The sequence below is a fragment of the Faecalibacterium sp. AM43-5AT genome (assembly GCF_003603345.1).
In the GTDB taxonomy this organism is placed as follows: Bacteria; Bacillota; Clostridia; order Oscillospirales; family Ruminococcaceae; genus Faecalibacterium; species Faecalibacterium taiwanense.
In genome coordinates this window covers 71226-93816 of sequence record NZ_QVGZ01000002.1, presented here as the reverse complement: position 1 = coordinate 93816, position 22591 = coordinate 71226, and the positions used below count along the sequence as shown (strand labels likewise).

The 22591-nt window shown below is 58.7% G+C and carries 20 protein-coding genes and 2 riboswitches; of the genes, 11 read left to right on the top strand and 9 right to left on the bottom strand.

The genetic code is table 11. The annotated features are described in order from the left end of the window. Positions 1-69 precede the first annotated feature (69 nt). The 6 genes from leuS (at position 70) to DW937_RS04320 (ending at position 5844) form a co-directional block, all read left to right on the top strand. Positions 70-2619 (top strand): leucine--tRNA ligase, encoded by a 2550-nt coding sequence (gene leuS / locus DW937_RS04345; protein ID WP_120120236.1) that lies wholly within the window; start codon positions 70-72, stop codon positions 2617-2619. A 221-nt stretch (positions 2620-2840) separates the two neighbouring features. Further along, a complete protein-coding gene (gene rpsU / locus DW937_RS04340) occupies positions 2841-3017 on the top strand; it encodes a 30S ribosomal protein S21 (RefSeq protein WP_005928271.1) in 177 nt (58 codons plus the stop codon). Positions 3018-3125: 108 nt separating this feature from the next. Further along, on the top strand, positions 3126-3629 hold the full coding sequence (locus tag DW937_RS04335; RefSeq protein ID WP_097776554.1) for a YqeG family HAD IIIA-type phosphatase: 504 nt from the start codon (positions 3126-3128) through the stop codon (positions 3627-3629). Next, the gene (locus tag DW937_RS04330) at positions 3626-4492 is read left to right on the top strand and encodes a TIM barrel protein (RefSeq protein ID WP_120120235.1); all 867 of its coding nucleotides are present in this window, start codon (positions 3626-3628) and stop codon (positions 4490-4492) included. Before DW937_RS04335 ends, DW937_RS04330 begins: the two co-directional genes overlap by 4 nt. A gap of 119 nt (positions 4493-4611) precedes the next feature. Further along, on the top strand, positions 4612-5169 hold the full coding sequence (gene efp / locus DW937_RS04325; protein WP_005928281.1) for an elongation factor P: 558 nt from the start codon (positions 4612-4614) through the stop codon (positions 5167-5169). A gap of 87 nt (positions 5170-5256) precedes the next feature. Continuing rightward, positions 5257-5844: a CD1247 N-terminal domain-containing protein gene (locus tag DW937_RS04320; protein ID WP_097776556.1), complete on the top strand. Its 588-nt coding sequence runs from the start codon at positions 5257-5259 to the stop codon at positions 5842-5844. Positions 5845-5886: 42 nt separating this feature from the next. On the opposite strand, the gene DW937_RS04315 is transcribed toward DW937_RS04320, so the two are convergent. Then, entirely contained in the window at positions 5887-6171 is a 285-nt protein-coding gene (locus tag DW937_RS04315; RefSeq protein ID WP_120120234.1) for a hypothetical protein, read from the bottom strand. A gap of 240 nt (positions 6172-6411) precedes the next feature. Here DW937_RS04315 and DW937_RS04310 point away from each other — a divergent pair, with 240 nt between their 5' ends. After that, the gene (locus tag DW937_RS04310; protein ID WP_120120233.1) at positions 6412-7314 is read left to right on the top strand and encodes a GDSL-type esterase/lipase family protein; all 903 of its coding nucleotides are present in this window, start codon (positions 6412-6414) and stop codon (positions 7312-7314) included. A gap of 50 nt (positions 7315-7364) precedes the next feature. Here DW937_RS04310 and DW937_RS04305 read toward each other — a convergent pair whose 3' ends face one another. Beyond that, positions 7365-9026 carry a formate--tetrahydrofolate ligase gene (locus DW937_RS04305; RefSeq protein WP_120120232.1) on the bottom strand — a complete coding sequence of 554 codons (1662 nt, stop codon included), beginning with the start codon at positions 9024-9026 and terminating at the stop codon, positions 7365-7367. Positions 9027-9193: 167 nt separating this feature from the next. Further along, positions 9194-9280, bottom strand: a riboswitch (ZMP/ZTP riboswitch). Positions 9281-9414: 134 nt separating this feature from the next. Here DW937_RS04305 and DW937_RS04300 point away from each other — a divergent pair. The 4 genes from DW937_RS04300 to DW937_RS04285 are packed head-to-tail and all read left to right on the top strand — an operon-like array spanning position 9415 to position 14077. Continuing rightward, positions 9415-10566 carry a cysteine desulfurase family protein gene (locus DW937_RS04300; RefSeq protein WP_120120231.1) on the top strand — a complete coding sequence of 384 codons (1152 nt, stop codon included), beginning with the start codon at positions 9415-9417 and terminating at the stop codon, positions 10564-10566. A 36-nt stretch (positions 10567-10602) separates the two neighbouring features. Beyond that, positions 10603-11802, top strand: coding sequence for a tRNA uracil 4-sulfurtransferase ThiI (gene thiI, locus DW937_RS04295; protein WP_120120230.1), 1200 nt, complete (start codon positions 10603-10605; stop codon positions 11800-11802). A gap of 7 nt (positions 11803-11809) precedes the next feature. Continuing rightward, the gene (locus DW937_RS04290; RefSeq protein WP_120120229.1) at positions 11810-13129 is read left to right on the top strand and encodes a competence/damage-inducible protein A; all 1320 of its coding nucleotides are present in this window, start codon (positions 11810-11812) and stop codon (positions 13127-13129) included. 33 nt (positions 13130-13162) lie between these two features. Next, positions 13163-14077 carry a hypothetical protein gene (locus tag DW937_RS04285; protein ID WP_120120228.1) on the top strand — a complete coding sequence of 305 codons (915 nt, stop codon included), beginning with the start codon at positions 13163-13165 and terminating at the stop codon, positions 14075-14077. Between the two features lie 160 nt (positions 14078-14237). Here the strand turns inward: DW937_RS04285 and DW937_RS04280 are convergent, their stop codons facing one another. The 7 genes from DW937_RS04280 to DW937_RS04245 all read right to left on the bottom strand — a co-directional run bounded on the left by DW937_RS04280 (position 14238) and on the right by DW937_RS04245 (position 22536). After that, positions 14238-15458 carry a M20 family metallopeptidase gene (locus DW937_RS04280; protein ID WP_120120227.1) on the bottom strand — a complete coding sequence of 407 codons (1221 nt, stop codon included), beginning with the start codon at positions 15456-15458 and terminating at the stop codon, positions 14238-14240. A 76-nt stretch (positions 15459-15534) separates the two neighbouring features. Next, a complete protein-coding gene (secA, locus tag DW937_RS04275) occupies positions 15535-18375 on the bottom strand; it encodes a preprotein translocase subunit SecA (protein ID WP_120080044.1) in 2841 nt (946 codons plus the stop codon). A gap of 395 nt (positions 18376-18770) precedes the next feature. Further along, positions 18771-19421 carry an HAD family hydrolase gene (locus tag DW937_RS04270; protein WP_120120226.1) on the bottom strand — a complete coding sequence of 217 codons (651 nt, stop codon included), beginning with the start codon at positions 19419-19421 and terminating at the stop codon, positions 18771-18773. Between the two features lie 19 nt (positions 19422-19440). Further along, entirely contained in the window at positions 19441-19965 is a 525-nt protein-coding gene (locus tag DW937_RS04265; protein ID WP_118526288.1) for a QueT transporter family protein, read from the bottom strand. 7 nt (positions 19966-19972) lie between these two features. Beyond that, a riboswitch (PreQ1-III riboswitch) is annotated at positions 19973-20073 on the bottom strand. Positions 20074-20297: 224 nt separating this feature from the next. After that, entirely contained in the window at positions 20298-21188 is an 891-nt protein-coding gene (locus DW937_RS04255; RefSeq protein ID WP_005944288.1) for a DegV family protein, read from the bottom strand. After that, entirely contained in the window at positions 21179-21685 is a 507-nt protein-coding gene (locus tag DW937_RS04250) for a tRNA (cytidine(34)-2'-O)-methyltransferase (RefSeq protein ID WP_005944287.1), read from the bottom strand. Before DW937_RS04250 ends, DW937_RS04255 begins: the two co-directional genes overlap by 10 nt. Before the next feature lie 14 nt (positions 21686-21699). Then, positions 21700-22536: a bifunctional hydroxymethylpyrimidine kinase/phosphomethylpyrimidine kinase gene (locus DW937_RS04245; RefSeq protein ID WP_242702906.1), complete on the bottom strand. Its 837-nt coding sequence runs from the start codon at positions 22534-22536 to the stop codon at positions 21700-21702. Between the last annotated feature and the right edge of the window lie 55 nt (positions 22537-22591).

Sequence of the window (22591 nt, the reverse complement as noted above, 5' to 3'; positions counted from 1 at the left end):
GGCAGCCTGTAGCATAAATCATTCCAATTACGGTATATGCAAAAGTAAAGTCTGGAGCTGATTACAAACATGAAGTACGATTACAAGGCTGTTGAAGCCAAGTGGCAGAAGGTGTGGGAGGACGAAAAGACCTTCCATGTCGAGATCGACCACAAAAAACCCAAGTTCTATGCACTGGTCGAGTTCCCGTATCCGTCGGGTGCCGGCCTGCATGTAGGCCATCCCCGCAGCTACACCGCGCTGGACGTGGTCAGCCGCAAGCGCCGTCAGAACGGCTACAATGTGCTGTATCCCATGGGCTGGGACGCTTTTGGCCTGCCCACTGAGAACTTTGCCATGAAGAACCACATCCACCCGGCCATTGTCACCAAGAACAATGTGGATCACTTCCGCAGCCAGCTGAAGGCTCTGGGCTTCTCCTTTGACTGGGACCGCGAGATCAACACCACCGATCCGGAGTATTATAAGTGGACCCAGTGGATCTTCCTGCAGCTGTATAAGCATGGTCTGGCTTACAAGAAGGAGATGAACGTCAACTGGTGCACCGGCTGTAAGTGTGTGCTGGCCAACGAGGAAGTTGTCAACGGCGTGTGCGAGCGCTGCGGCAGCGAGGTCGTTCACCGCGTCAAGAGCCAGTGGATGCTCAAGATCACCGCTTATGCCGATAAGCTGATCGATGGTCTGGACGGTCTGGATTACATTGAGCGCGTTGCCACCCAGCAGAAGAACTGGATTGGCCGCAGCCACGGCGCAGAGGTCAACTTCGGCACCACCGCAGGCGATACCCTGACCGTGTACACCACCCGCTGTGACACCCTGTTTGGTGCCACCTACATGGTCGTCTCCCCGGAGCATGCCGTGGTCAAGGAATGGCTGGACAAGGGCATCCTCAAGAATGCCGATGCCGTCAAGGCCTATCAGGCCGAGGCAGCCCGCAAAAGCGACTTTGAGCGCAGCGAGCTGAACAAGGAAAAGACCGGTGTCAAGCTGGAAGGCGTCATGGGCATCAACCCGGTCAACGATACCGAAATCCCCATTTTCATCTCCGACTACGTTCTGTCCACCTACGGCACCGGTGCCATCATGGCTGTGCCCGCCCACGATACCCGCGACTGGGAGTTTGCCAAGAAGTTCGGCCTGCCCATCATCGAGGTGGTCAAGGGCAATACCCCGTCCAATCTGGACGAAGCCGCCTTCACCGATGTGGCCACCGGCACGCTGGTCAACTCCGGCTTCCTGAACGGCCTGTCCGTCACCGATGCAAAGAAAAAGATGATCGACTGGCTGGAGGCAAACGGCAAGGGCTGCGATAAGGTCAACTACAAGCTGCGCGACTGGGTGTTCAGCCGTCAGCGTTACTGGGGCGAGCCCATCCCCATGGTCAAGTGTGAAAAGTGCGGCTGGCAGCCTCTGCCCGAGAGCAGCCTACCTCTGACCCTGCCGGACATCACCGATTTTGAGCCGGGTCCGGACGGAGAATCTCCGCTGGCCCGCCACAAGGACTGGGTCAAGACTACCTGCCCCTGCTGCGGCGGCCCCGCTATCCGCGAGACTGACACCATGCCCCAGTGGGCCGGTTCTTCCTGGTACTTCCTGCGCTACATGGACCCCCACTGCAAGGATGCCATTGCTTCCAAGGAAGCTCTGGAATACTGGTCTCCGGTGGACTGGTACAACGGCGGCATGGAGCACACCACCCTGCATCTGCTGTACAGCCGTTTCTGGCATAAGTTCCTGTATGATATCGGCGCTGTGCCTTCTCCGGAACCCTACCAGAAGCGCACCGCTCACGGCATGATCCTGGGCCTGAACCCCCACAGCTTTGTCAACCTGCCCGCTGAGGAGCAGGAAAAGCTGCTGAAGGAGTACGGCAGCCAGAAGGCCGCTGAAAAGGCTCTGGAAGAAAAGTACGGCGAAATGGCACGCCACCCCATCGTGAAGATGTCCAAGTCTCTGGGCAACGTCATCAACCCGGACGAGGTGGTGGACCAGTACGGTGCCGACACCATGCGTCTGTACGAGATGTTCATGGGCGACTTTGAGCAGGCTGCACCGTGGCAGACCTCTGCCATCGCAGGCTGCAACCGCTTCCTGGACCGCGTGTGGGCACTGTCCGACAAGCTGGTGGAGGGCGAGGGCTATCGCCCGCAGGTCGAGACCCTGATGCACCAGACCATCAAGAAGGTGGGCGCTGACATCGAGACCCTGAAGATGAACACCGCCATTGCCCAGCTCATGACGCTGGTGAACGCCCTGTACGACAACGGCGGCGCGACCAAGGCCGAGCTGGAGACCGTTGTTCAGCTGCTGAACCCGTTTGCTCCCCACATGACCGAAGAGCTGTGGGAGAAGCTGGGCCACAGCCACGACGAGCAGCTGGCTTACTACCCCTGGCCCAAGTACGAAGAGGCCAAGTGCGTGGAAAGCACAGTGGAGATCGCTGTGCAGGTGAACGGCAAGGTGAAGGCCCGCCTGAAGGTGGCTGCCGACATTGACGCTGCTGCCGCCATTGCTGCCGCCAAGGCTGACCCCGCTGTTGCTGCCGCTCTGGAAGGCAAGCAGCTGGTCAAGGAGATCTACGTCAAGGGCCGTCTGGTCAATCTGGCTGTCAAGGGCTAAACCAACCGATACCCTGCCGAAAGGCTGGATATACAACTACCCGCAGAGGCGGACTGGCGCATAAAACACCCGGGAACGTTTATTCAAAATCTTTTCAAAGATTTTGCGCAAAAAACTTTCAAAAAAAGGTTGACGAACCGGAGAAAATGCGCTATACTGTCTACTGTTAGTTACCATGTAACAACGAAATTCCTGCCTCACGGTCCAAGGGAGGGAATAAGATGTCGGAAATTCGTGTTAAAGAGGGCGAGTCGCTGGAAAGCGCACTGCGTCGCTTCAAGCGCAGCACCGCTCGCAGCGGTGTGCTCGCAGAGGTCCGTAAGCGCGAGGCTTACGAGAAGCCGTCTGTCAAGCGCAAGAAGAAGTCCGAAGCAGCCCGCAAGCGCAAGTTCAAGTAATTGATCACTTGAAGTCGCTGTTGCTTTAGATTTCATACGCGTTGCTAACGCCGATGTAGGGGAGCCTGTATTGCAGGCTCCCCTATTTTCATTGCAGGGAGAAATACTATGCTCATCACCCCCGAATACGTTTTCAAGGATGTCACCCACATCACGCCGGAATGGCTGGCGGAAAAAGGCATCACTGCGCTGGTGCTGGATATCGATAACACCCTCACCGCCGACCGCAGTCAGGAGCTGCCGGAAGAAGTGGCCGTGTGGCTGGGCACTATGCGCAAGGCAGGTGTCAGGCTCACCATCGTATCCAACGGTGCGGAAAAGCGGGTGCGGCCCTTTGCCCAGAAGCTGGGCCTTGCGTACCTGTACCGTTCCGCAAAGCCGCTGCCCTTTGCTCTGATGGCGGCGCAGCACCGCATGGGCGTGAAGCGTCGTCAGATGGCGATGGTGGGCGACCAGCTCTATGCCGACCGCATGGCGGCAGCGCTGTACGGCATTCCGGGCCTGATGGTGGTGCCCCGCGGCCCGGACCTCGGTGCGCAGGTCATTCTCAAGCGTAAGTGGGAGAAAAAACACTGGCAGAAATACTATGACCGGGGAGGCAAGACCCTGTGAGCGATTGGAAGATCCGGTTCGGCACCGCAGGCACCAGCGACAGCTTTGCCGCCCAAGGCTACAAAAGCAGCTTGGATGTGCCGGAGTACACCGCAAAGATGGGACTGAACGCCTTCGAGTACCAGTGCGGGCGCGGCGTGCGTCTGGGGCTGGACAAGGCTGCAAAAATGGCCGCACTGGCCGGGCCAAAGGATATCCTGTTCAGCGTGCATGCACCGTATTATATCAGTATGTCCAGTCTGGAAGAGGAAAAGCGGCTCAACAGCATCCAGTATCTGCTGCAAAGTGCGGCGGTGTGCAAAGCGCTGGGCGGCAGACGCATCATCTTCCACTCCGGCAGCTGCGGCAAGCAGAGCCGGGAAGCGGCCCTTGAAAAAGCGCTGGATACCATGCGCCGTGCCGTGAAAGCGCTGGACGAAGCAGGCTTTGCCGATATGACTCTCTGCCCGGAAACCATGGGTAAGATCGGCCAGCTGGGCACACTGGACGAGGTGCTGGCGCTGTGCAGCGTGGATAAGCGCATTACGCCCTGCATCGACTTCGGCCACCTGAATGCCCGCACTCTGGGCGGCATCCGCTCGAAAGAGGACTACGCTGCCATCCTTGACCGCATGGCAGAAAAGCTGGGGGACCAACGGGCAGAACGGTTCCATGTGCATTTTTCCCGCATCGAGTATTCGGCGGGCGGCGAAAAGCGCCATTGGACCTTTGCCGAGACCCAGTTCGGCCCGGAGCCGCAGCCGCTGATGGAACTGCTGGCTGAGCGGAAGCTGCAGCCGGTCATCATCTGCGAGAGCGCAGGCACGCAGGCTGAGGATGCCGGGGCTATGCAGCAGATGTACCATGCAGCGTGCAAAACGTAAAAAATTTTGTGTTTTTATCGTCTTTTTTGCCGAAACCCCTTGCCAAATGCAAACGGATTGGGTAAAATAAATAGAGATATGCGTTAAGCATTTGAGATTAAACTAATGGAGGAATTCCTATGATTTCTGCAGGCGAGTTTCGCAATGGCGTGACCTTTGAGCAGGACGGCCAGGTTCTTCAGGTCGTTGAGTTCCAGCACGTGAAGCCCGGCAAGGGCGCTGCCTTTGTCCGTACCAAGACCAAGAACGTGATTACCGGCTCTGTGGTTGAGACCAGCTACAACCCGACCGCAAAGTTCCCGCAGGCTTTCATCGAGCGCAAGGACGTGACCTATAGCTACGAGGATGGCGATCTGTACCACTTCATGGACAACGAGACCTACGATGACATCCCCGTCAACGCAGCCGATGTGCCCGATAACTTCAAGTTCTGCAAGGAGAACGAGCTGTGCAAGCTGCTGAGCTACAAGGGCAAGGTGTTCAGCGTCGAGATCCCCAACTTCATCGAGCTGGAAGTTACCCAGACCGAGCCGGGTGTCAAGGGCAACACTGCCACCAACACCCTGAAGCCCGCTACCGTCGAGACCGGTGCTGAGATTCGTGTGCCTCTGTTCATCAACGAGGGCGACCACATCCGCATCGATACCCGCACCGGCGAGTATATGGAGCGCGTCTGATCCCTTTAACGCCAAACCGGGCTGCGGGCAACCGTCTGCCCGGTTTTTTAAAACTCCGATTTTTCTCATTTTAAGGAGGGCATTCGTATGGAACTGAACAAAAAGGCAGCTTATCTGCAGGGTCTGGTCGATGGTCTGGGCATTGATGATACCACCAAAGAGGGCAAGATCATCAAGGCCATGAGCGCACTGCTGGGTGAAATGGCTGAGGTCATCGAGAGTGTGGACGAAGATCTTTCCCGTGCCTACGACCAGATCAACGACCTGAGCGATGAGCTGGAAGATCTGGAAGCAGATCTGTACGAGGAGGACGAAGACGGCGAAAGCGAGGACGCTGAGGATGAGGACACCGATGGCGACGACGATGCCAAGGATGATGACATCGCCAGCGAGCCGTTCTATGAAGTGGCCTGCCCCAACTGCGGCGAGACCGTTTACGTCAGCGAGGATGATCTGGATGCAGGCGAAGCCAACTGTGCGCACTGCGGCGTGACCTTTGAGGTCGCTCTGGAAGGGGACGGCGAAGAGGATGCCGAGGATGGCCCCGTGCAGTACGAAGTGACCTGCCCGGACTGTGGCACCACCGCTGTGTTTGAGGAAGACGAACTGCTGGACGGCGCACCCAAGTGCCCGAACTGCGGCAAACCCCTCGACTTTGAAGTGACCGAAGAGTAAACAAAAAAGACCGCTGCACTCCGGTGCAGCGGTCTTTTTTGTTTACTGTGCGTTTGCCTTCTGCAGCCAGATGCTGCCGATGTCCAAAGCGTTGTACAGGCCGATCTTGGTGGTCTGACGCATCACGCGCTCCTGCGGAGCCTTGGCGGTGTCGGTAGAGAGCAGCATCAGGTGGACCTTGTCTGCAACCTGCTGGTCGCCCACAGGCTTGGTGGTCATGATCTGCAGATAGAGCACATATGGGTCGGTCATATTGCCGTAGTACAGCTCATTGTCCTTGCGGACGAGGGGCTTGCCTTTATAAGTCAGTTTTGGAGTAAATGCCATCGTGAAAGCCTCCCTATCAATAGTAGTTCAGTTCAGTATAACACATCTATGGTACAGGATGCAAGCTTTTGACCCGATAGAAGGCGGGCTTTTTGCACACAATGGCATGCCTGCGTGCAAAAGAATCTGCAATTTTAGGCACTCTGGCAGAAAACGGGTCTTGCCGGAATGCACAGATATGGTATACTAAGAACGAGAAAGCCCGCAGCATAGCCCGGGCAGAAAAGTGAGGGAGACAGCATGGCAGACTATCAGGAATACCGGCGGCGCGTGCTGCGCAAACGCTGGCGCAGGCGGTTCATGGCGGCAGCTCTGCTGCTGCTGCTTTTGCTGGTGGGAGCCATCGGGATGTTGTGGAAGAGCCTGCACCGGGAACAGCGGCCCTCCGGCGTTGGGCAGAACACCATCCTGCAGGAGGTAACACAGGATAATACTTGGAACACGGCCTCCTACGCGGTGGCGCGGCAGCTCACGGTGCAGACGCTTGCAGACAGCGCGGCCACTGCGCTGGATTTCCGTATGGCGGCGCTGCCAAAGAGCAGCACGGCTGTGGGCAAGGAATGGTTCAATGACGTGAGCTTTGTGGGCGACAGCCTGACGCAGGGCATGCAGCTGTACGAAGAAGGAATGCAGAACGCCATGTTCTGTGCGTACAAGGGTGTTGGGCCGAACGTGATCGTCAACGGCACCACCTGCAAGCGCGCCGACGGCGTGGCTGAGGTGCCGCTGGAAGCGTTGACCGCCCAGCAGCCCAGAGCTATTTATGTTCTGTTGGGCACCAACGTGCTAGGCCGCGATACCGATTATAGCAGCTTTCTGACCTATTACCGGCTGATGCTGGACATGCTGAGCCAGACACTGCCAAATGCAAAGATCTATGTGCAGTCCATCACGCCGGTGCGGCCGGAAGTATGCCAGAAGTCCGGCCATGAGGGCTTGAACCGCGACCGCCTGTGCCAGATCAACAATGAGCTGGCAGCCATTGCGCTGGAAAAGAACTGCTATTTTCTCAACCTGTGGGAAGTGCTGGCAGATGAAAACGGCGACCTGATCGAAAGCTACGCCCAGCCGGACGGCTACCATCTGAGACCCGCCGGGTATGCCGCATGGACGGATTATCTGTGCAACCACACAGAAGGATAAAAAATAAGAGGTTCGTTCACTGAGCGAACCTCTTATTTTTTACTTGAAACTTAGAACAGGCCGGTGATCTTGCCGTCGGCATCCACATCGATGCCAACAGCGGCGGGCTTTTTGGGCAGGCCTGGCATGGTCATGATATTACCGCAGATGACCACCACAAAGCCTGCACCGGCAGCAAGGCGCACCTCGCGCACCTCCATGGTAAAGCCGGTGGGGGCACCGGTGAGCTTGGCATTGTCGCTGAAGCTGTACTGGGTTTTGGCGATGCACACGGGCAGGTTCCCGTAACCCATCTCAGTCAGCTCGGCCAGTGTCTTGCTGGCGGCGGCGCTGTAGTTCACACCGTCGGCCCGGTAAATTTTGGTGGCGATGGCGTTGATCTTGTCCTTCAGGGGCATTTCCAGCGGGTAGGTGTACTGGATGGGACGATCCTCCAGCACCTCCAGCACCTTCTCGGCCAGAGCTTTGCCGCCCTCGCCGCCCTTGGCGAATACCTCGCTCAGCACGCAGGGAACACCCTGCTCGGCGCACACCTGCTCCACATAGGCCTGCTCTTCGGCGGTATCGGTGGGGAAGGCATTGATGGCGACCACCACCGGCAGGCCGAAGCCATTTTTCAGGTTGTCGATGTGGCGGATGAGGTTGGATGCACCGGCCTTGACGGCTTCGAGGTTGGGCTGGCTCAGGTCGGCCTTTGCCACGCCGCCGTGGCTCTTGAGGGCACGCACAGTGGCCACCAGCACGCAGGCAGAGGGAGCGATACCGGCGTAGCGGCACTTGATATCCAAAAACTTCTCTGCGCCCAGATCGGCACCAAAGCCTGCTTCAGTGATGGTGTAGTTGGCCAGAGAAAGGCTCAGCTTGGTAGCCAGCACGCTGTTGCAGCCGTGGGCGATGTTGGCAAAGGGACCGCCGTGGATGATGGCGGGGTTGTTTTCCAGCGTCTGCACAAGGTTCGGGTCCAGCGCGTCCTTCAGCAGGGCGGTCATGGCACCGGCAGCACCGATCTCACCGGCAGTGACGGGCTTGCCGTCGTAGGTGTAGGCGCATACGATCTTGGAAAGACGCTCCTTCAGATCGGAAATGCTGGTGGCAAGGCAGAAAATTGCCATCACCTCGCTGGCAACGGTGATATCAAAGCCGTCCTCGCGGGGGGTGCCGTTCACCTTGCCGCCCAGACCGTCCACGATGAACCGCAGCTGGCGGTCGTTCATGTCCATGCAGCGCTTCCATGTGATGCGGCGGGGGTCGATGTTCAGCGGGTTGCCCTGCTGGATGCTGTTATCGATCATGGCAGCCAGCAGGTTGTTGGCTGTGCCGATGGCGTGCAGGTCGCCGGTAAAGTGCAGGTTGATATCCTCCATGGGCACCACCTGTGCGTAGCCGCCGCCGGCTGCGCCGCCCTTGATGCCGAACACGGGGCCGAGGGACGGCTCACGCAGGCAGAGCATGGTCTTTTTGCCCAGAGCGTTCATGGCATCGGCCAGACCCACGCTGGTGGTGGTCTTGCCCTCGCCCGCCGGGGTGGGGCTGATGGCAGTGACAAGGATCAGCTTGCCCTGCTTTTTGGCATCGTGGATCAGGCGGTGATCGATCTTGGCCTTGTAGCGGCCATAGGGGATCACGTGCTCATCGGAAAGGCCCAGCTGGGCGGCGATCTCGGTGATGGGTCTCATTTTGGCTTCCTGTGCGATCTCGATATCGGTTTTCATCAGACATCCTCCTTGACAAACCCTCTCAGTCTGTTCACTTCGTTCACAGCCAGATCCCCCGAAGGGGGAGCTTTTCACAGCGGAAATCTCGCCCGGCGGGAGAAATGGAGTTGCGCAGCGATGACGGAAAGGAATGAAAAAAAGGGCAGCTTTGCGCAGCAATTGCGCAAGGCTGCCCAGACGGTCGGCATTGACTCTCCCGCCATCCCTGCACTGTGGTGCTCCACAAGGTTCCGTCAGCAGAGATACGGTCTCTATGCAGTAAAGATAGCACAATGCCGGGGTGTTTGTCAAGGAAAAACAGCGTCAAATATTTTGCGTTCTACAGCCTGTTGTGGTATACTTATCATGGTTTACTATGAAAATTTAGAAAGCAGGAATCCCTTTTATGCTGCAAAACCCTGAATTGCATTATCTGGATAACGCCGCCACCACGATGGTTGCTCCCGAGGTGGCGGATGTAATCGACAAGGCCATGCGGGAACACTGGGCAAACCCGTCCAGCCTGTACGGCCCCGGTGCCCGCAGCGAGGAAGCGCTGAACGCCGCCCGTGCCGCTGTGGCCCGCACACTGGGCTGCAAATCAAAGGAGTTGTACTTTACCTCCTGCGGCAGTGAGAGCAACAATCTGGCTCTGCTGGGCGCGGTGCGCACCCGCACTTTCGGCAAGGGCATCGTGGTGTCCGGCTTTGAGCACCCCAGCGTCCAGCGCCCGCTGGAAGAGCTGGCGAAGCAGGGCTACAACGTCACGGTGGTCAAGCCCCGCCCGGACGGCACATTGGATATCAACGAAATGCTGGAGCATGTGGACAAGAACACCATCCTCGTGGCCTGCATGATGGTGAACAACGAGGTGGGCACCCGCAACGATGTGGAACGCCTTGCCGCCGAGGTCAAGCGCCGCAACAGCCGCACCATCGTCCATGTGGATGCGGTGCAGGCATGGATGCGTGTGCCCATCAAGCTGGACAACATCGACACCCTGTCGGTGAGCGGCCACAAGATCCACGCTCCCAAGGGCATTGGCGCGCTGTATCTTTCTGACCGTCTGGTGCAGGCGTTCCGGCCACCGTACCTCGGCGGTGAGCAGGAGCGCGGCCTGCGCCCGGGCACCGAAAACCTGCCCTACGCCATGGGTCTTGCCGCAGCCGCCACCCGTCTTGCCAAGACCATGAAGAGCCGTGACACCGCTATGAAGGCCCTGAACCAGCGTCTGCGGGACGGCCTGAAAGCTTTCCCGGAGGTAGAGCTCAACAGCCCGGAGAACGCGGTGCCCGAGGTGCTGAACTTCAGCGAGAACTGCATCAAGAGCGAGACCATGCTGGCATGGCTGGCCGAAGCACAGGTGTATGTTTCCTCGGCAAGTGCCTGCGGCCGCGGCCAGCCCAGCCATACGCTGGCAGCCATGGGCAAAGACCCGCTTGCCATCGACACGGCCATCCGCGTGTCCTTCTGCGGCGACAACACCCCGGAGGATGTGGATGCTTTCCTCAACCGCTTTGAGGACGGTATGAAGCATCTGCAGAAGATCAGAAAGTGAAAAAAACAAATCCTACGATCAGGAGATACAACATTTATGCATGAAATCATTATGGGCTATCAGGGTGAAATGTCCCTGAAAGGCCTCAACCGCAACCAGTTTGAGTCGGCGATGATGAAAATTCTGCGCTACCGGCTCAAGACCGTGGGCAAGTTCAAGGTCTACTGCACCCAGTCCACCTTTTACATGGAGCCTGAGGAAGAGGACGTGGATATGGACCTCGCCTTTGACCGGGTGAGCAAGGTGTTCGGCCTTGCGGCGCTCAGCCGCGCCGTGGTCTGCGACAAGGACTTTGACACCATCTGCCAGACCGCTGAGGATTACCTCGGTGCCAGTCTGCACGGCATCCGCACCTTCAAGGTGGAAGCCCGCCGCTCCGACAAGACCTACCCCATGACCAGCCCTGAATTGATGCGGGAGCTGGGTGCCTATCTGCTGGGCAAACACAACTACCTCAAGGTGGATGTGCATAACCCGGATTTCAAGGTGATCGTAGAAATTCGTGATTACGGCGCGTATATTCACGGCCCGAAAATACCCGGTGAGGGCGGTCTGCCCGTGGGCACCAGCGGCCGTGCATTGAACATGCTGTCTGGCGGCATCGACAGTCCCGTGGCAGCTTACCGCATGGCAAAGCGCGGTCTGGCACTGGACCACATCCACTTTGCGTCTCCGCCGTACACTTCGGAGCGCGCAAAGCTCAAGGTAAAAGCTCTGGCGCAGCTCACCAGCATCTATACGGGCAGCTCCAATCTGTTCGTCGTGCCCTACACAAAGCCGCAGGAGTACATCCGGGATAATGCTCCAGATGTGCTGTTCACGGTGCTGATGCGCCGCAGCATGATGCGCATTGCCAACGTTATTGCCAAGAAGCAGGGCTGCGAAGCCCTTGTTACCGGCGAGAGTCTGGCTCAGGTAGCCAGCCAGACCGTCAAGGCCCTGCAGTGCACTGACGCTGCGCAGGATCTGCCCATCCTGCGCCCGCTCATCGGCATGGACAAGACCGAGATCGTGGAGACGGCACGCCACATCAACACCTTTGAGACCAGCATCCTGCCCTACGAGGACTGCTGCACCATCTTCACCCCGCCGCACCCGAAGATCCGCCCGGAGCTGGCCGAAATTCTGGAAGCCGAAGCCGCCATGCCCGGCCTTGCCGCGCTGGAAGCCGAAGCAGCAGAGAGCGCCGAGCGCATCCGCATCCGTATCACCGATCAGGTCGAATTTGAGGGGTAAGTCAGCCATGACAGCAGAGATCATCAGTGTGGGCACCGAGCTGCTGCTCGGCAACATTTTGAACACTAACGCCCAGTACCTCAGCCGGGAACTGGCGGCTCTGGGCATCACCGTCCAGCGCGAGAGCACCATTGGCGACAACCACGGCCGTTTGGCGGATTTCGTCAACGAAGCAAAGCAGCGGTGCGATCTGCTGGTGTTCACCGGAGGCCTTGGCCCCACCGCAGACGACCTGACCAAGGAGACGGTTGCTGGATGTTACGGTGATACGCTGGCTTTTGACCCGGAAGAATGGCAGAAGATCGTGGATTTCTTCACTCGCACTGGGCGCAAGACTACCCCCAACAACCGCAAGCAGGCCATGGTGCCGGTGAACGGCCACAAGATCATCAATAACCACGGCACTGCCCCCGGGGCATGGTTCGAGCAGGATGGCCATTGCGCCGTGCTGATGCCCGGCGTGCCTCACGAAATGAAAGCCATGTGGGAGGAGAGCGTGCGCCCGCTGCTGCTGGCCCGCCAGAACTGCACCCTGCATTCTATCACGCTGCGGGTGCTGGGCGGCGAAAGCGATATCGAATACCGTGTGCGGCATCTGCTGGAAAACGCAAATCCCACCGCCGCCATCTACTGCAAGACCGGCGAGTGCGAGATCCGCATTACTGCCCGGGCAGAAACCGACAGTTCAGCCGAAAAAATGTGCCGCGCATACGCCACAAAGTTCTATGATCTGCTGGGTGATGCGGTGTATGATGAGGATGTGACCGGTCTGGAAGAGACTCTGGTGCACACCCTGAAGAAAAAGGGACTCACCATTGCCACGGCAGAAAGCTGCACAGGCGGCATGATCGCCCAGCGGCTGACCAATGTGTCCGGTGCAAGTGAGGTGTTCGGCTTCGGCTTTGTTACCTACTGGGAGCAGGCCAAGGCAAAGATGATCGGCGTAGACCCGGCGGCGATCGCAAAGTACAATGTGGTGTCCGCACCGGTGGCAGCACAGATGGCACTGGGTGCAGCCGAAGCTGCCGGGGCCGATATCGCTGTCAGCGTCACCGGTCTGGCAGGCCCCAACGGCGGCGATGCCGTCCGCCCGGTGGGCACGGTGTATCTGGGTGCGGCCTGCGGTGAGACTGTTTATGTGAAAAAGCTCTTCGTCTCCCGCCCCGACCGTGCGCTGGTGCGTGCCCGCGCGGCACAGGCGGCACTGGAACTGGCGCTGCGTCTGGCTCAGGGCAAAGTTCCTGCAGATACACAGGCACTGGCAAAAAGCGCCCGGCATGACGATGCGGCTCTGACGGCACTGGACAGCACCTTCCTCAAGGGTTAATACGAGCGGCCCCGGGCCGCGGGGGTGAAGCAGTTGATACACGAAGAAAAAACGCAGACCACCTGTGTGCTGCGGTTGTTTGGCGCACCGCTGTGGGCAGTACAACAGGCAGTGCAGCAGACAGGACTTGCTGCCCAGTGCCGCAGCCGCGGTGCAGAAACACTGGCTGCGCTGCAGACAGAAACGCCCGCGGCATTGAGCAAGGCGCGGAAAACGCTGGCAGACCGCTTTGCGGCAGAGCTGTACGGAGAAGGGGAGATGACCCTTGTTCATGCAGCGGTGCAGGCGCTGGAAACGCACCACAGGCTGCTGGTATGCTGTGATGCGGATGCAGGCACTCTGCTGGAAGCCCGGATGGAAACGGTGGCCGGTGCAGAAAAAGTGTTTGATTTTGGAGCCATGAGCTATGCCGACGCAAAGGTGCGGGAAAAGCTGAGCGCAAAGGTCTGCCGGGTCAAGGGCGGGCCGGTGCCGGCAAAGCTTACCCGTGTGCGGGCAGCGCAGCGCCTTGTGGGTGCAGACTTTGCAGCCGGGTGTCTGGAGCGCGCCGAGGACACGGTGCTGTTTCTGGGCAGCCGGAAAGGCTGCTGGGTGCGCACGGTGGCCAATGCAGATACGCCTGCTTTGTGGCTGCTGGATATGATCCGCCGGGCGGCTTCCGGCCTGCCGCAGGCGGCGGGAACGATCTGGCAGAAGTATGGCAGGGCCATCCCGGCAGATGCCCTGACGGCGCAGCGCCTGCCGGACAAGCCGGAGCCGGATGCACCGACAGCAGCGCCGCGCAAACGGCACAGGGTGCGGAATGCCCTGATTTTTCTGCTGATTCTGGCACTGGCCGCGTTTGCCGCTGCGTGGTATTACACCGGCGGCGACCTCGCCGCCCTGCCGCAGCAGCTGCAAAGCCTTGGGGCCGACAGCCTGCCGCATGCGGGGGCAAAGCTGATATAAAAAAGACCCCGGAGGGTGTGAAGCTTCCGGGATTTTTTTGTTTATAAAGGCGATTTTTAAGAGATGCAGCGTGCTGCTCCGAACCCATCCGTGAAAAAGAACCTCCGGAAAATCCGCAGATTTTTCGGAGGTTCAAATAAATGATAAATTTTCCGAATGGTTATGCCTTGTGGTCGCTCAGCCACCGCAGAGCCATATAGGCATAGGCCGCAGAACCCGTGTACAGCACACTGTCGTCAAAGCGTACCTTGGGGTGGTGCTGGCCGTAAACATAGCCCTCCTTGGCGTTGCCGGCAGAGAGGAACATGCCCACGGTGGGCACTTCGTGGCTGACAAAGGCAAAGTCCTCGCTGCCGCCGCCGGGCTTGCCGCCGGTGAGGATGGTCATATCCATGGCACCACGGCCCAGCAGTTCAGTCATATAGGTCAGGGCATTCTTGGCAAGAGGCGTATCCACCACCATGCAGGGGCAGTGGTCGCTGAACTCCACATCAGCAGTGCAGCGATAGGCTGCCGCCACGCCCTGCGCGATCTCGGTCATGCGCTGGTGGATCTGCTCGCTCACGGCACCTTCGGGGTCCACCGTGCGGATAGTGCCCCACATATCGGCAGAATCCGGGATGACGTTGGATGCCTTGCCAGCTTCAAACCGGCCCGTGGTGAACACGCCAAACTTGGCGGGGTCCAGCTCACGGCTGTTGATCTCCTGCAGGGCAATGTGGATGTGGGCCGCTGCGGTGATGGGGTCGATGCAGGCGTTGGGCATGGAGCCATGGCCGCCCTTGCCGTGTACGGTGATGTGGTACTGCTCACAGCTTGCCATGGTGATGCCGCCGCCCGGCACCAGCACGGTGCCCACGGGCAGGGGCATCCCGGCCAGAACATGGAACATGACCGCGGCATCCACCTTCGGGTTTTCCAGCAGGCCGTTTTTCAGCATGTCCAGCGAACCCTGAAAAATCTCCTCTGCAGGCTGGAATTCCAGCTTGATGGTGCCCTCGATCTCGTCCTCGTGTTCTTTGAGCAGCTTTGCCGCACCCAGCATCATGGCGGTGTGCATATCGTGACCGCAGCCGTGCATCTTGCCCGGCACCTCGGAAGCAAACTCTTCGCCGGATTCCTCCTGAATGGGCAAAGCATCCATGTCACCGCGCAGCAGGATGGTCTTGCCGGGGCGCTTGCCGCCCGCCAGCGCCAGCACGCCGCATTTGCCGCAGTCCTGCGGGGCATAGCCCATCTCAGTCAGGGCTTTTTTGACCAGCGCTTTTGTCTCGGGCAGGTCAAAGCCTACCTCCGGGTGGCGGTGCAGGGTGCGCCGCCATGTGCGCAGCTGGGTTTCCAGCTCCTTTGCGGATTCGAGCAGTTTTTCTGGTGTGATCATTCCAAAATCAACTCCCTCTATTTTATCAAAAACCTCCCAGACCCTGCCTTATGGCAGAGCCTGAGAGGTTTTTTACTTAGTTTTCGTTCGTCGATGTGCCTTCCGGGTGGTACTTGGCGCAGGTGCACTTTTTCCACTTCAGGCCGCTGCCGCAGGGGCAGGGGTCGTTGCGGCCAATTTTGATGACACGCACAGGCTGGCCGTGGGGTGCACCCTTGGCACCGGGTGCACCGTTGCCGGGCACAAAGCCTTCGCCGGTGGGCTTTGCCACCTGCTCACGCTTGGGGGCAGCACCGGCCTGACGGATCTCGATGGTCAGCAGCATCTTCACACTGGACTCACGGATGGAATCCACCATCTGGTCGAACATGTCAAAGCCCTCGATGCGGTACTCCACAACGGGGTCCTTCTGGCCGTAGCCGCGCAGCGCAATGCCCTGACGCAGCTGGTCCATGTTGTCGATGTGGTCCATCCACATGCGGTCCACGCACTTGAGCAGGCAGATGCGCTCCAGCTCACGCATGATGGGAGCACCGTAGCGCTGCTCCTTGTCGGCGAGGATCTTCATGCCGCGGTCATAGAGCTGGTCGGCAATGCCCTTGCGGGAGATATCGTCAAAGTCGGCCACGGTGTAGTGGAGGTCTTCCTCGGTGGTCAGCCAGCCCAGATAGTGGCGGCGCAGGGCACCAAAGTCCCAATCGTCCTTCACATCACCGGCCAGGAACTGGTCGCAGCTGGAATCGATGTTCTCGCGCAGCATCTTGTGCATTTCGGTGCTGATATCCTCGCCATCCAGCACCTTGCGGCGCTGACCATAGATGATCTCGCGCTGCTGGTTCATCACGTCGTCGTACTTCAGCACGTTCTTGCGGATCTCGAAGTTGCGGCCTTCCAGCTTTTTCTGGGCGCTTTCCAGCGTGTTGGTGATCATGCGGTTCTCGATGGGAGTGTCCTCATCGATCTTGAGGGTATCCATCAGGCTGGAGACGCGGTCACCGCCGAACAGGCGCATCAGGTCATCTTCCAGGCTCAGGTAGAAGCGGGAAGCACCCGGGTCGCCCTGACGGCCGGCACGGCCGCGCAGCTGGTTGTCGATGCGGCGGCTCTCGTGGCGTTCGGTGCCGATGATGAACAGGCCGCCTGCAGCGCGCACCTGCTCAGCTTCGGCATCGATCTGGGGCTTGCACTGGGCGTACAGCTCATCGAAGCGCTTGCGGGCAGCAAGGATGTTGGCATCCTCGGTATCGCCGTGGCCGTTGGCTTCGGTCAGCAGCATTTCCACTGCGGCCGGGTCGGCATCCTCGGGCTTTTCCGGGTTCAGCAGGTTTTCGCAGAAGTGTTCCTTGCGCATCTGGGCCTTGGCCATGAACTCGGCGTTGCCGCCCAGCATGATATCGGTACCACGGCCTGCCATGTTGGTGGCAATGGTAATGGCACCCTTTTTGCCGGCCTGCGCCACGATCTCGGCTTCACGCTCGTGGTTCTTTGCGTTCAGCACGTTGAAGTCGCGGGTGTATTTCTGCAGCATCTTGGCAAGGGTTTCGCTCTTTTCCACGCTGACCGTACCCACCAGCACGGGCTGGCCCTTCTGGTGGCATTCCAGCACCTGCTGGATAACGGCATTGTATTTGCCGTTGACCGTCTTGTAGATGGCATCCGGATAATCGATGCGCTGACGGGGGCGGTTGGTGGGCACCGTAACGATGTTCAGGCCGTAGATCTCGGTGAACTCGGTGGCTTCTGTCTTGGCGGTACCGGTCATACCGGACAGCTTTTTGTACATGCGGAAGTAGTTCTGGAAGGTGATGGTAGCCAGCGTTTTGCTCTCGGCGGCGATCTTCACGCCCTCCTTGGCTTCGATGGCCTGATGCAGGCCTTCGTTGTAGCGGCGGCCGATCATCAGACGGCCGGTGAACTCGTCCACGATGATGACCTGACCATCCTTGACCACGTAATCGATGTCCCGCTGCATCACGCCGTAAGCCTTGATGGCCTGATCGATGTGATGGGCAAGGGTCATGTTCTCGGCGGCGGCAAGGTTCTCGACCTTGAAGTAGGCTTCCGCTTTCTTGATGCCGCTGGCAGTCAGGGTACAGGTCTTGTGCTTTTCGTCCACGACGTAATCACCGTCGGTCTGCTCGTCGGTAGAAACCTTATCCTCCAGCTCTACCACCACGCTCTTGCGCAGGGTGCGCACAAAGCGGTCCACCTGTGTGTACAGGCTGGAGGAATCCTCGCCGCGGCCGGAAATGATCAGGGGCGTGCGGGCTTCATCGATCAGGATGGAGTCCACTTCATCGACGATGGCATAGGCGTGGCCGCGCTGCACCATGTTGGCCTTATAGGTCACCATGTTGTCGCGCAGGTAGTCGAAGCCGAACTCGTTGTTGGTACCGTAGGTGATGTCGGCAGCATAGGCGGCGCGGCGTGCATCGCCGTCCATGCCCTGTGCGATCAGGCCGACAGAAAGGCCCAGCCAGCGGTAGAGCTTGCCCATCCACTCGCTGTCGCGCTTGGCAAGGTAATCGTTGACGGTGACAACATGCACGCCCTCACCGGTGAGGGCATTCAGGTAGGCGGGCAGGGTAGCCACAAGAGTCTTGCCTTCACCGGTCTGCATCTCGGAAATATCACCGCGGTGCAGGGCAATGCCGCCGATGACCTGCACAGGGAAGTGCTTCATGCCCAGCACGCGCCATGCGGCTTCGCGGCAGACGGCAAAGGCATCGGGCAGGATATCATCGGTGGTCTTGCCGTCGGCCAGCTGCTGCTTGAACACAGCGGTCTGTGCCTGCAGGTCGGCATCCGGCATGGCGGCATATTTTTCTTCCAGAGCCAGCACCTGCTTGGCAATGGGGTTGATCTTTTTCAGCTCCCGGTCCGAGAAGCTGCCAAAGAGTTTTTCAACAAGGGACATTGGTAACACCTCATAGATCAAATTCGGGAAAATGCTTCCCGGAGATAGACATAAATACACACATATATGATACACCAAAGCGGCAGACGCGTCAAACCTGCAAGGTTATTTTAGCCGGCTTTTGAATGAATTTTCTGTAAATTTGCGCTGGAAAGGGGTTCATAAAAGGAAAAGATATGTGGTGGAGGCGAACAGCCTTGCCCTCTCCGTCTGCTCCCGCTGGTCGCATCCACCTCCCCCAAAGTGGGAGGCCTTGGCAATTCACGCAAAGTTTCCGGTTTCGCCAAAGGCTCCCCCTTTGGGGAGCTGGCGAGCGAATGCGAGACTGAGAGGGCGAGCCAGCTAAAACAAAAACCACCTCTGATTTTTGCAAATCAGAAGTGGTCAGATGTACATTATAAGGTTTCCAGCAGCTGCGGCAGCTGTGCCAGATCGTCGATGACATTCGGGCACACAGCCTCGAGCCGCGCGCGGGACTGGTGGCCGCCGGTGTAGAGCACGCATTTTGTGCCAAGGGCCTTTGCAACTTCGGCATCGTGCTGGGTGTCGCCCACCATCACGCAGGCAGCAGGGGCGATGCCGCTTTGTGCAAGCCACTGTTTGCCCACCTGCACTTTGCTTACGCCATAGATGTCTGCAAGGCCGAGCAACTCGGTAAAATAGCCCTGCAGGCCCCGTGCGGCTACCTGCTCGATCAGGTAGTCCCGGCGGGAGGCGGAAAGCACGCTCTGCCGCCAGCCCTGGCGCGAAAGTTCGGCCAGCGTTTCGGCAGCGTGTGCAGAGGGGGGACAGGCATCCACACCTGCGTTATAATGTTCCATAAAGCGCTCGGCCAGCTCTGCATAAGGGTGCTTTGCAAAGTCGAAACCGGCGCGGGTGTAGTATTCCTCAATGGGAAAACCGAAAATTTCCCGGTAAGCGGCAAGATCGTACCGCTGCGGATAACCGTGGGTCTCCAGCATCCAGTTGAGACAGCTGTGGGTGAAATCAACATCATCCATCAAAGTGCCGTTCCAGTCCCAGAAGATCATTCCGTTTGCCTGCATGGAAACCTCCTTGCGGTCATTAAGCTGCAAAAATTTTGCGCAGGGCCTTGCTGCTCTCGATGATCTTCACCAGCAGCACACCCAGAACGGTGCAGCTGATGAGCTCGCCGATACCTACGGAGATGCCGTTGGTGATGCAGGCCAGCCAGATGGGAGCGCTGGAGGTGGGGTCCGGGAACATGACGGCGATCTCAATGCCGATGATCACGGCATTGAACAGCACCGGCGGCAGGGAAGCCGCCATAGCCAGACCCTTGATGCGGATGTTCCGCAGCTTGTAGGTGACAAGGCAGGCCAGCAGGGTGGCAAGGGTGCCAAAGATGACATCCACGATGGTGGAGCCCAGCAGGTTTGCCAAAAAGCAGCCCAGTACCACACCGGCAATGTACTCGGCACCGAACACCGGCAGCAGGCAGAGCGCCTCAGCCACACGCACCTGTACCGCACCATAGGAGAGCGGCTGCAGAGCCATGCAGAGAACAACATAAATGGCTGCGACCACGCCGCAGCGCACCAGTTTACGGACAGAAGGATTCTGATTCATGATAATACTCCAGCGGGATGATTTTGACCGCACAGGGCCGCCAGCCCCTGTGGGTTTGGCCCGGCATGGTTCGAGACACGCCGGGGAGCCTAAAATCCTAAGTTGCTCTGAAAGGATGCCGCACAAAAAGCACAGCAAAAGGCAGTATAGCATAATTTTTGGCAGATTGCAACGAATTTTCGCAGAATCAGGTACAGATGCAGTTTTTGGTTTGGACCCTTCCGGTGAAAAAGAGGTTCCGAAAAGCCCGCAGGCTTTTCGGAACCTCAAAATAAAAATAGAATTACCGCTGAAATAGCCAGAGCGAAAGCGGAGGCTATTAAAATCGTGTGTTACCCTCTGGGGTGTCCGGTGTATACCAGAGCCACCGTGTCGGGGCCGGTGTTTGCGGAAACGACACCGCCCAGCTCAAACACCAGCAGCGGCGGTTTGCCAAAGGCCTTGCGGCAGGCCTTTTCCAGATCGGCGGTCTGCGGGATGTTGGTGTGGCCGATCATATAATCAAAGTTCTCCACGCCTTCGCTGCGCTGTTTGCACAGCTCCACCATGGCGGGCACCACCTTGTCATCGCCGCGTACCTTGGCCTCCACCTTGGTCTTGCCGTCGATCAGGGTGATGATGGGACGAATGCCCATCAGTTCGCCCATAACAGCAGCAGCGGCAGAGATGCGTCCGCTCTTTTTCATCTGCTTCAGGCTGTAGGGGCCCAGAACGATCTCCATGCAGTCCATCTGCTTTTCAAACTCCCGGATCACATGGCTGATCTCTGCGCCGTTCTTCAGCTTGCGGGCCATTTCGCACAGATACCAGCCGAACACCATGGAATAGGTGTGGGGGTCCAGCAGATGGATCTTCAAGTGGTGCTCCGGGCGCTCTTCCCGCAGCATCCCCTGTGCCATGAGGGCGTTATTGTAGGTGGAAGAGCCGGATTTGTTGATGGGTACATGAATGACATCCGTATAGCCCTCGTCCACGTACTGGCAGTATTTTTCGCAGAACTGGATGGGGGTGATGGCGGCAGTGGAGGGCACGCCCTTAGCGGCACGCATCTTATCGTAAAATTCGGTGTTGGTGCAGCTTTCACGCTCCACGTAGTCCACATCGTCCAGCAGGATGTGGAAGCTCATGATGTCGATGCCGTATTTTTCGGCCATCTCCTGCGGGATATCGCAGGAGGAATCGGTCAGGATCGCAATCTTGCTCATAATATCCCTCATTTCCATTCGTAGTCTCGTAAGTGTCCGTGGTCCAAAAGCTCCGGAAAGTCCCACTGGCGCAGCACTTCATACACGCCCACGGCCACGCTGTTGGAAAGGTTCAGGCTGCGGCAGGTGTCGCGCATGGGCATTCGGATGCAGTGCTCCTGATTGGCGGCAAGCAAGGCTTCGGGCAGGCCAGCATCCTCGCGTCCGAACACGAGGTATGCACCGTCCGGGTAGCTCACATCGGTGTAGCGCTGCGGTGCCTTGGTGGTAAAATAGTAATAGGGGCCGCTGTTTTTGGCAAAGAACTCGTCCAGACTGTCGTAATAGCTGATGTCGAGGTAGTGCCAGTAATCCAGACCAGCATGCTTGAGCTTTTTATCATCGATGGCAAAGCCCATGGGGCCTACCAGATGCAGCCGACAGGCAGTGCAGGCACAGGTGCGGGCCACATTGCCGGTGTTCTGCGGGATGCGCGGCTCCACCAGAACGATGTTCAAGGTTGGCTTTTCGTTCATCGGTGTACCTCCCCTTATTCTGCCGAGCTTGCCGGGCACAGGCGCGGCAGAAGCGGCTCGAACCAGACCCCGTAGCGGGTATCCTGCGCGGCGGGCGTGTTCTGGATGGAAAGCGCCACGAACTCGGCAGCGTTGTCGGCGGCGGCACTCAGGGCGTTGCCCTGCAGCAGCGAGCCGATGAGCACCGCACCGTACAGGTCGCCGGTGCCGGGAAAGCTGCGGCTGATGTGCAGCTTTTTGATGAGGAAGCGGTCTTTTCCGCTGCCTGCACAGCCGATGTATTTGCCCAGCGGCAGGCCGGTGACGACAGCCCCGGGGGCCAGAGCGGTCAGCTCGTCAGCCAGAGCCTGTGCGGCTTCATCGGTGAGCAGCTCGGTCTGCGGCTGGCGCTGCAGCAGGATCTGTGCCTCAGTGTAGTTGGGCAGGATCAGATCGGCAGCACCGCACAGTGCACGGATGCGATCGATCAAAGCAGGCGTTACGGTGGAGTAAGCCTTGCCGTTGTCGCCCATGACCGGGTCAACGATCTTTTTGGCTGCGGGCCAGAGGGCAAAGGCTTTTTCGGCCAGTGCCACCTGATCCTCACCGCCCAGATAGCCGGTATAGATGCAGTCAAATTCCACGCCAAGCGCATGGTAATGCTCCAGCGCCTGTTCGCCGTAGGCGCAGCCGTCCAGTCGTGCAGGTGTGCCAAGCCCGCCTGTGTGGGTGGAAAGCACCACCGTGGGCAGGGCCACCGGCTGCACGCCCATGACCGACAGCACCGGCAGGATCACTGCAAGGCTGCAGCGGCCCATGCCGGAAAGATCGTGGATGCAAAGGACTTTTTTGGGTTCAACAGGGTGTATCAAATAAGGAACCTCCTTACCAGTATGCGGAATGAGCAGTGCGCTTTTTAGCCGGGCA

Excerpts from the sequence above, each read along its gene's own strand:
- leuS (WP_120120236.1), top strand. The coding sequence starts at position 70 with ATGAAGTACGATTACAAGGCTGTTGAAGCCAAGTGGCAGAAGGTGTGG.
- rpsU (WP_005928271.1), top strand. The coding sequence starts at position 2,841 with ATGTCGGAAATTCGTGTTAAAGAGGGCGAGTCGCTGGAAAGCGCACTG.
- DW937_RS04335 (WP_097776554.1), top strand. The coding sequence starts at position 3,126 with ATGCTCATCACCCCCGAATACGTTTTCAAGGATGTCACCCACATCACG.
- efp (WP_005928281.1), top strand. The coding sequence starts at position 4,612 with ATGATTTCTGCAGGCGAGTTTCGCAATGGCGTGACCTTTGAGCAGGAC.
- DW937_RS04320 (WP_097776556.1), top strand. The coding sequence starts at position 5,257 with ATGGAACTGAACAAAAAGGCAGCTTATCTGCAGGGTCTGGTCGATGGT.
- DW937_RS04315 (WP_120120234.1), bottom strand. The coding sequence starts at position 6,171 with ATGGCATTTACTCCAAAACTGACTTATAAAGGCAAGCCCCTCGTCCGC.
- DW937_RS04310 (WP_120120233.1), top strand. The coding sequence starts at position 6,412 with ATGGCAGACTATCAGGAATACCGGCGGCGCGTGCTGCGCAAACGCTGG.
- DW937_RS04305 (WP_120120232.1), bottom strand. The coding sequence starts at position 9,026 with ATGAAAACCGATATCGAGATCGCACAGGAAGCCAAAATGAGACCCATC.
- DW937_RS04300 (WP_120120231.1), top strand. The coding sequence starts at position 9,415 with ATGCTGCAAAACCCTGAATTGCATTATCTGGATAACGCCGCCACCACG.
- thiI (WP_120120230.1), top strand. The coding sequence starts at position 10,603 with ATGCATGAAATCATTATGGGCTATCAGGGTGAAATGTCCCTGAAAGGC.
- DW937_RS04290 (WP_120120229.1), top strand. The coding sequence starts at position 11,810 with ATGACAGCAGAGATCATCAGTGTGGGCACCGAGCTGCTGCTCGGCAAC.
- DW937_RS04280 (WP_120120227.1), bottom strand. The coding sequence starts at position 15,458 with ATGATCACACCAGAAAAACTGCTCGAATCCGCAAAGGAGCTGGAAACC.
- secA (WP_120080044.1), bottom strand. The coding sequence starts at position 18,375 with ATGTCCCTTGTTGAAAAACTCTTTGGCAGCTTCTCGGACCGGGAGCTG.
- DW937_RS04270 (WP_120120226.1), bottom strand. The coding sequence starts at position 19,421 with ATGCAGGCAAACGGAATGATCTTCTGGGACTGGAACGGCACTTTGATG.
- DW937_RS04265 (WP_118526288.1), bottom strand. The coding sequence starts at position 19,965 with ATGAATCAGAATCCTTCTGTCCGTAAACTGGTGCGCTGCGGCGTGGTC.
- DW937_RS04255 (WP_005944288.1), bottom strand. The coding sequence starts at position 21,188 with ATGGAAATGAGGGATATTATGAGCAAGATTGCGATCCTGACCGATTCC.
- DW937_RS04250 (WP_005944287.1), bottom strand. The coding sequence starts at position 21,685 with ATGAACGAAAAGCCAACCTTGAACATCGTTCTGGTGGAGCCGCGCATC.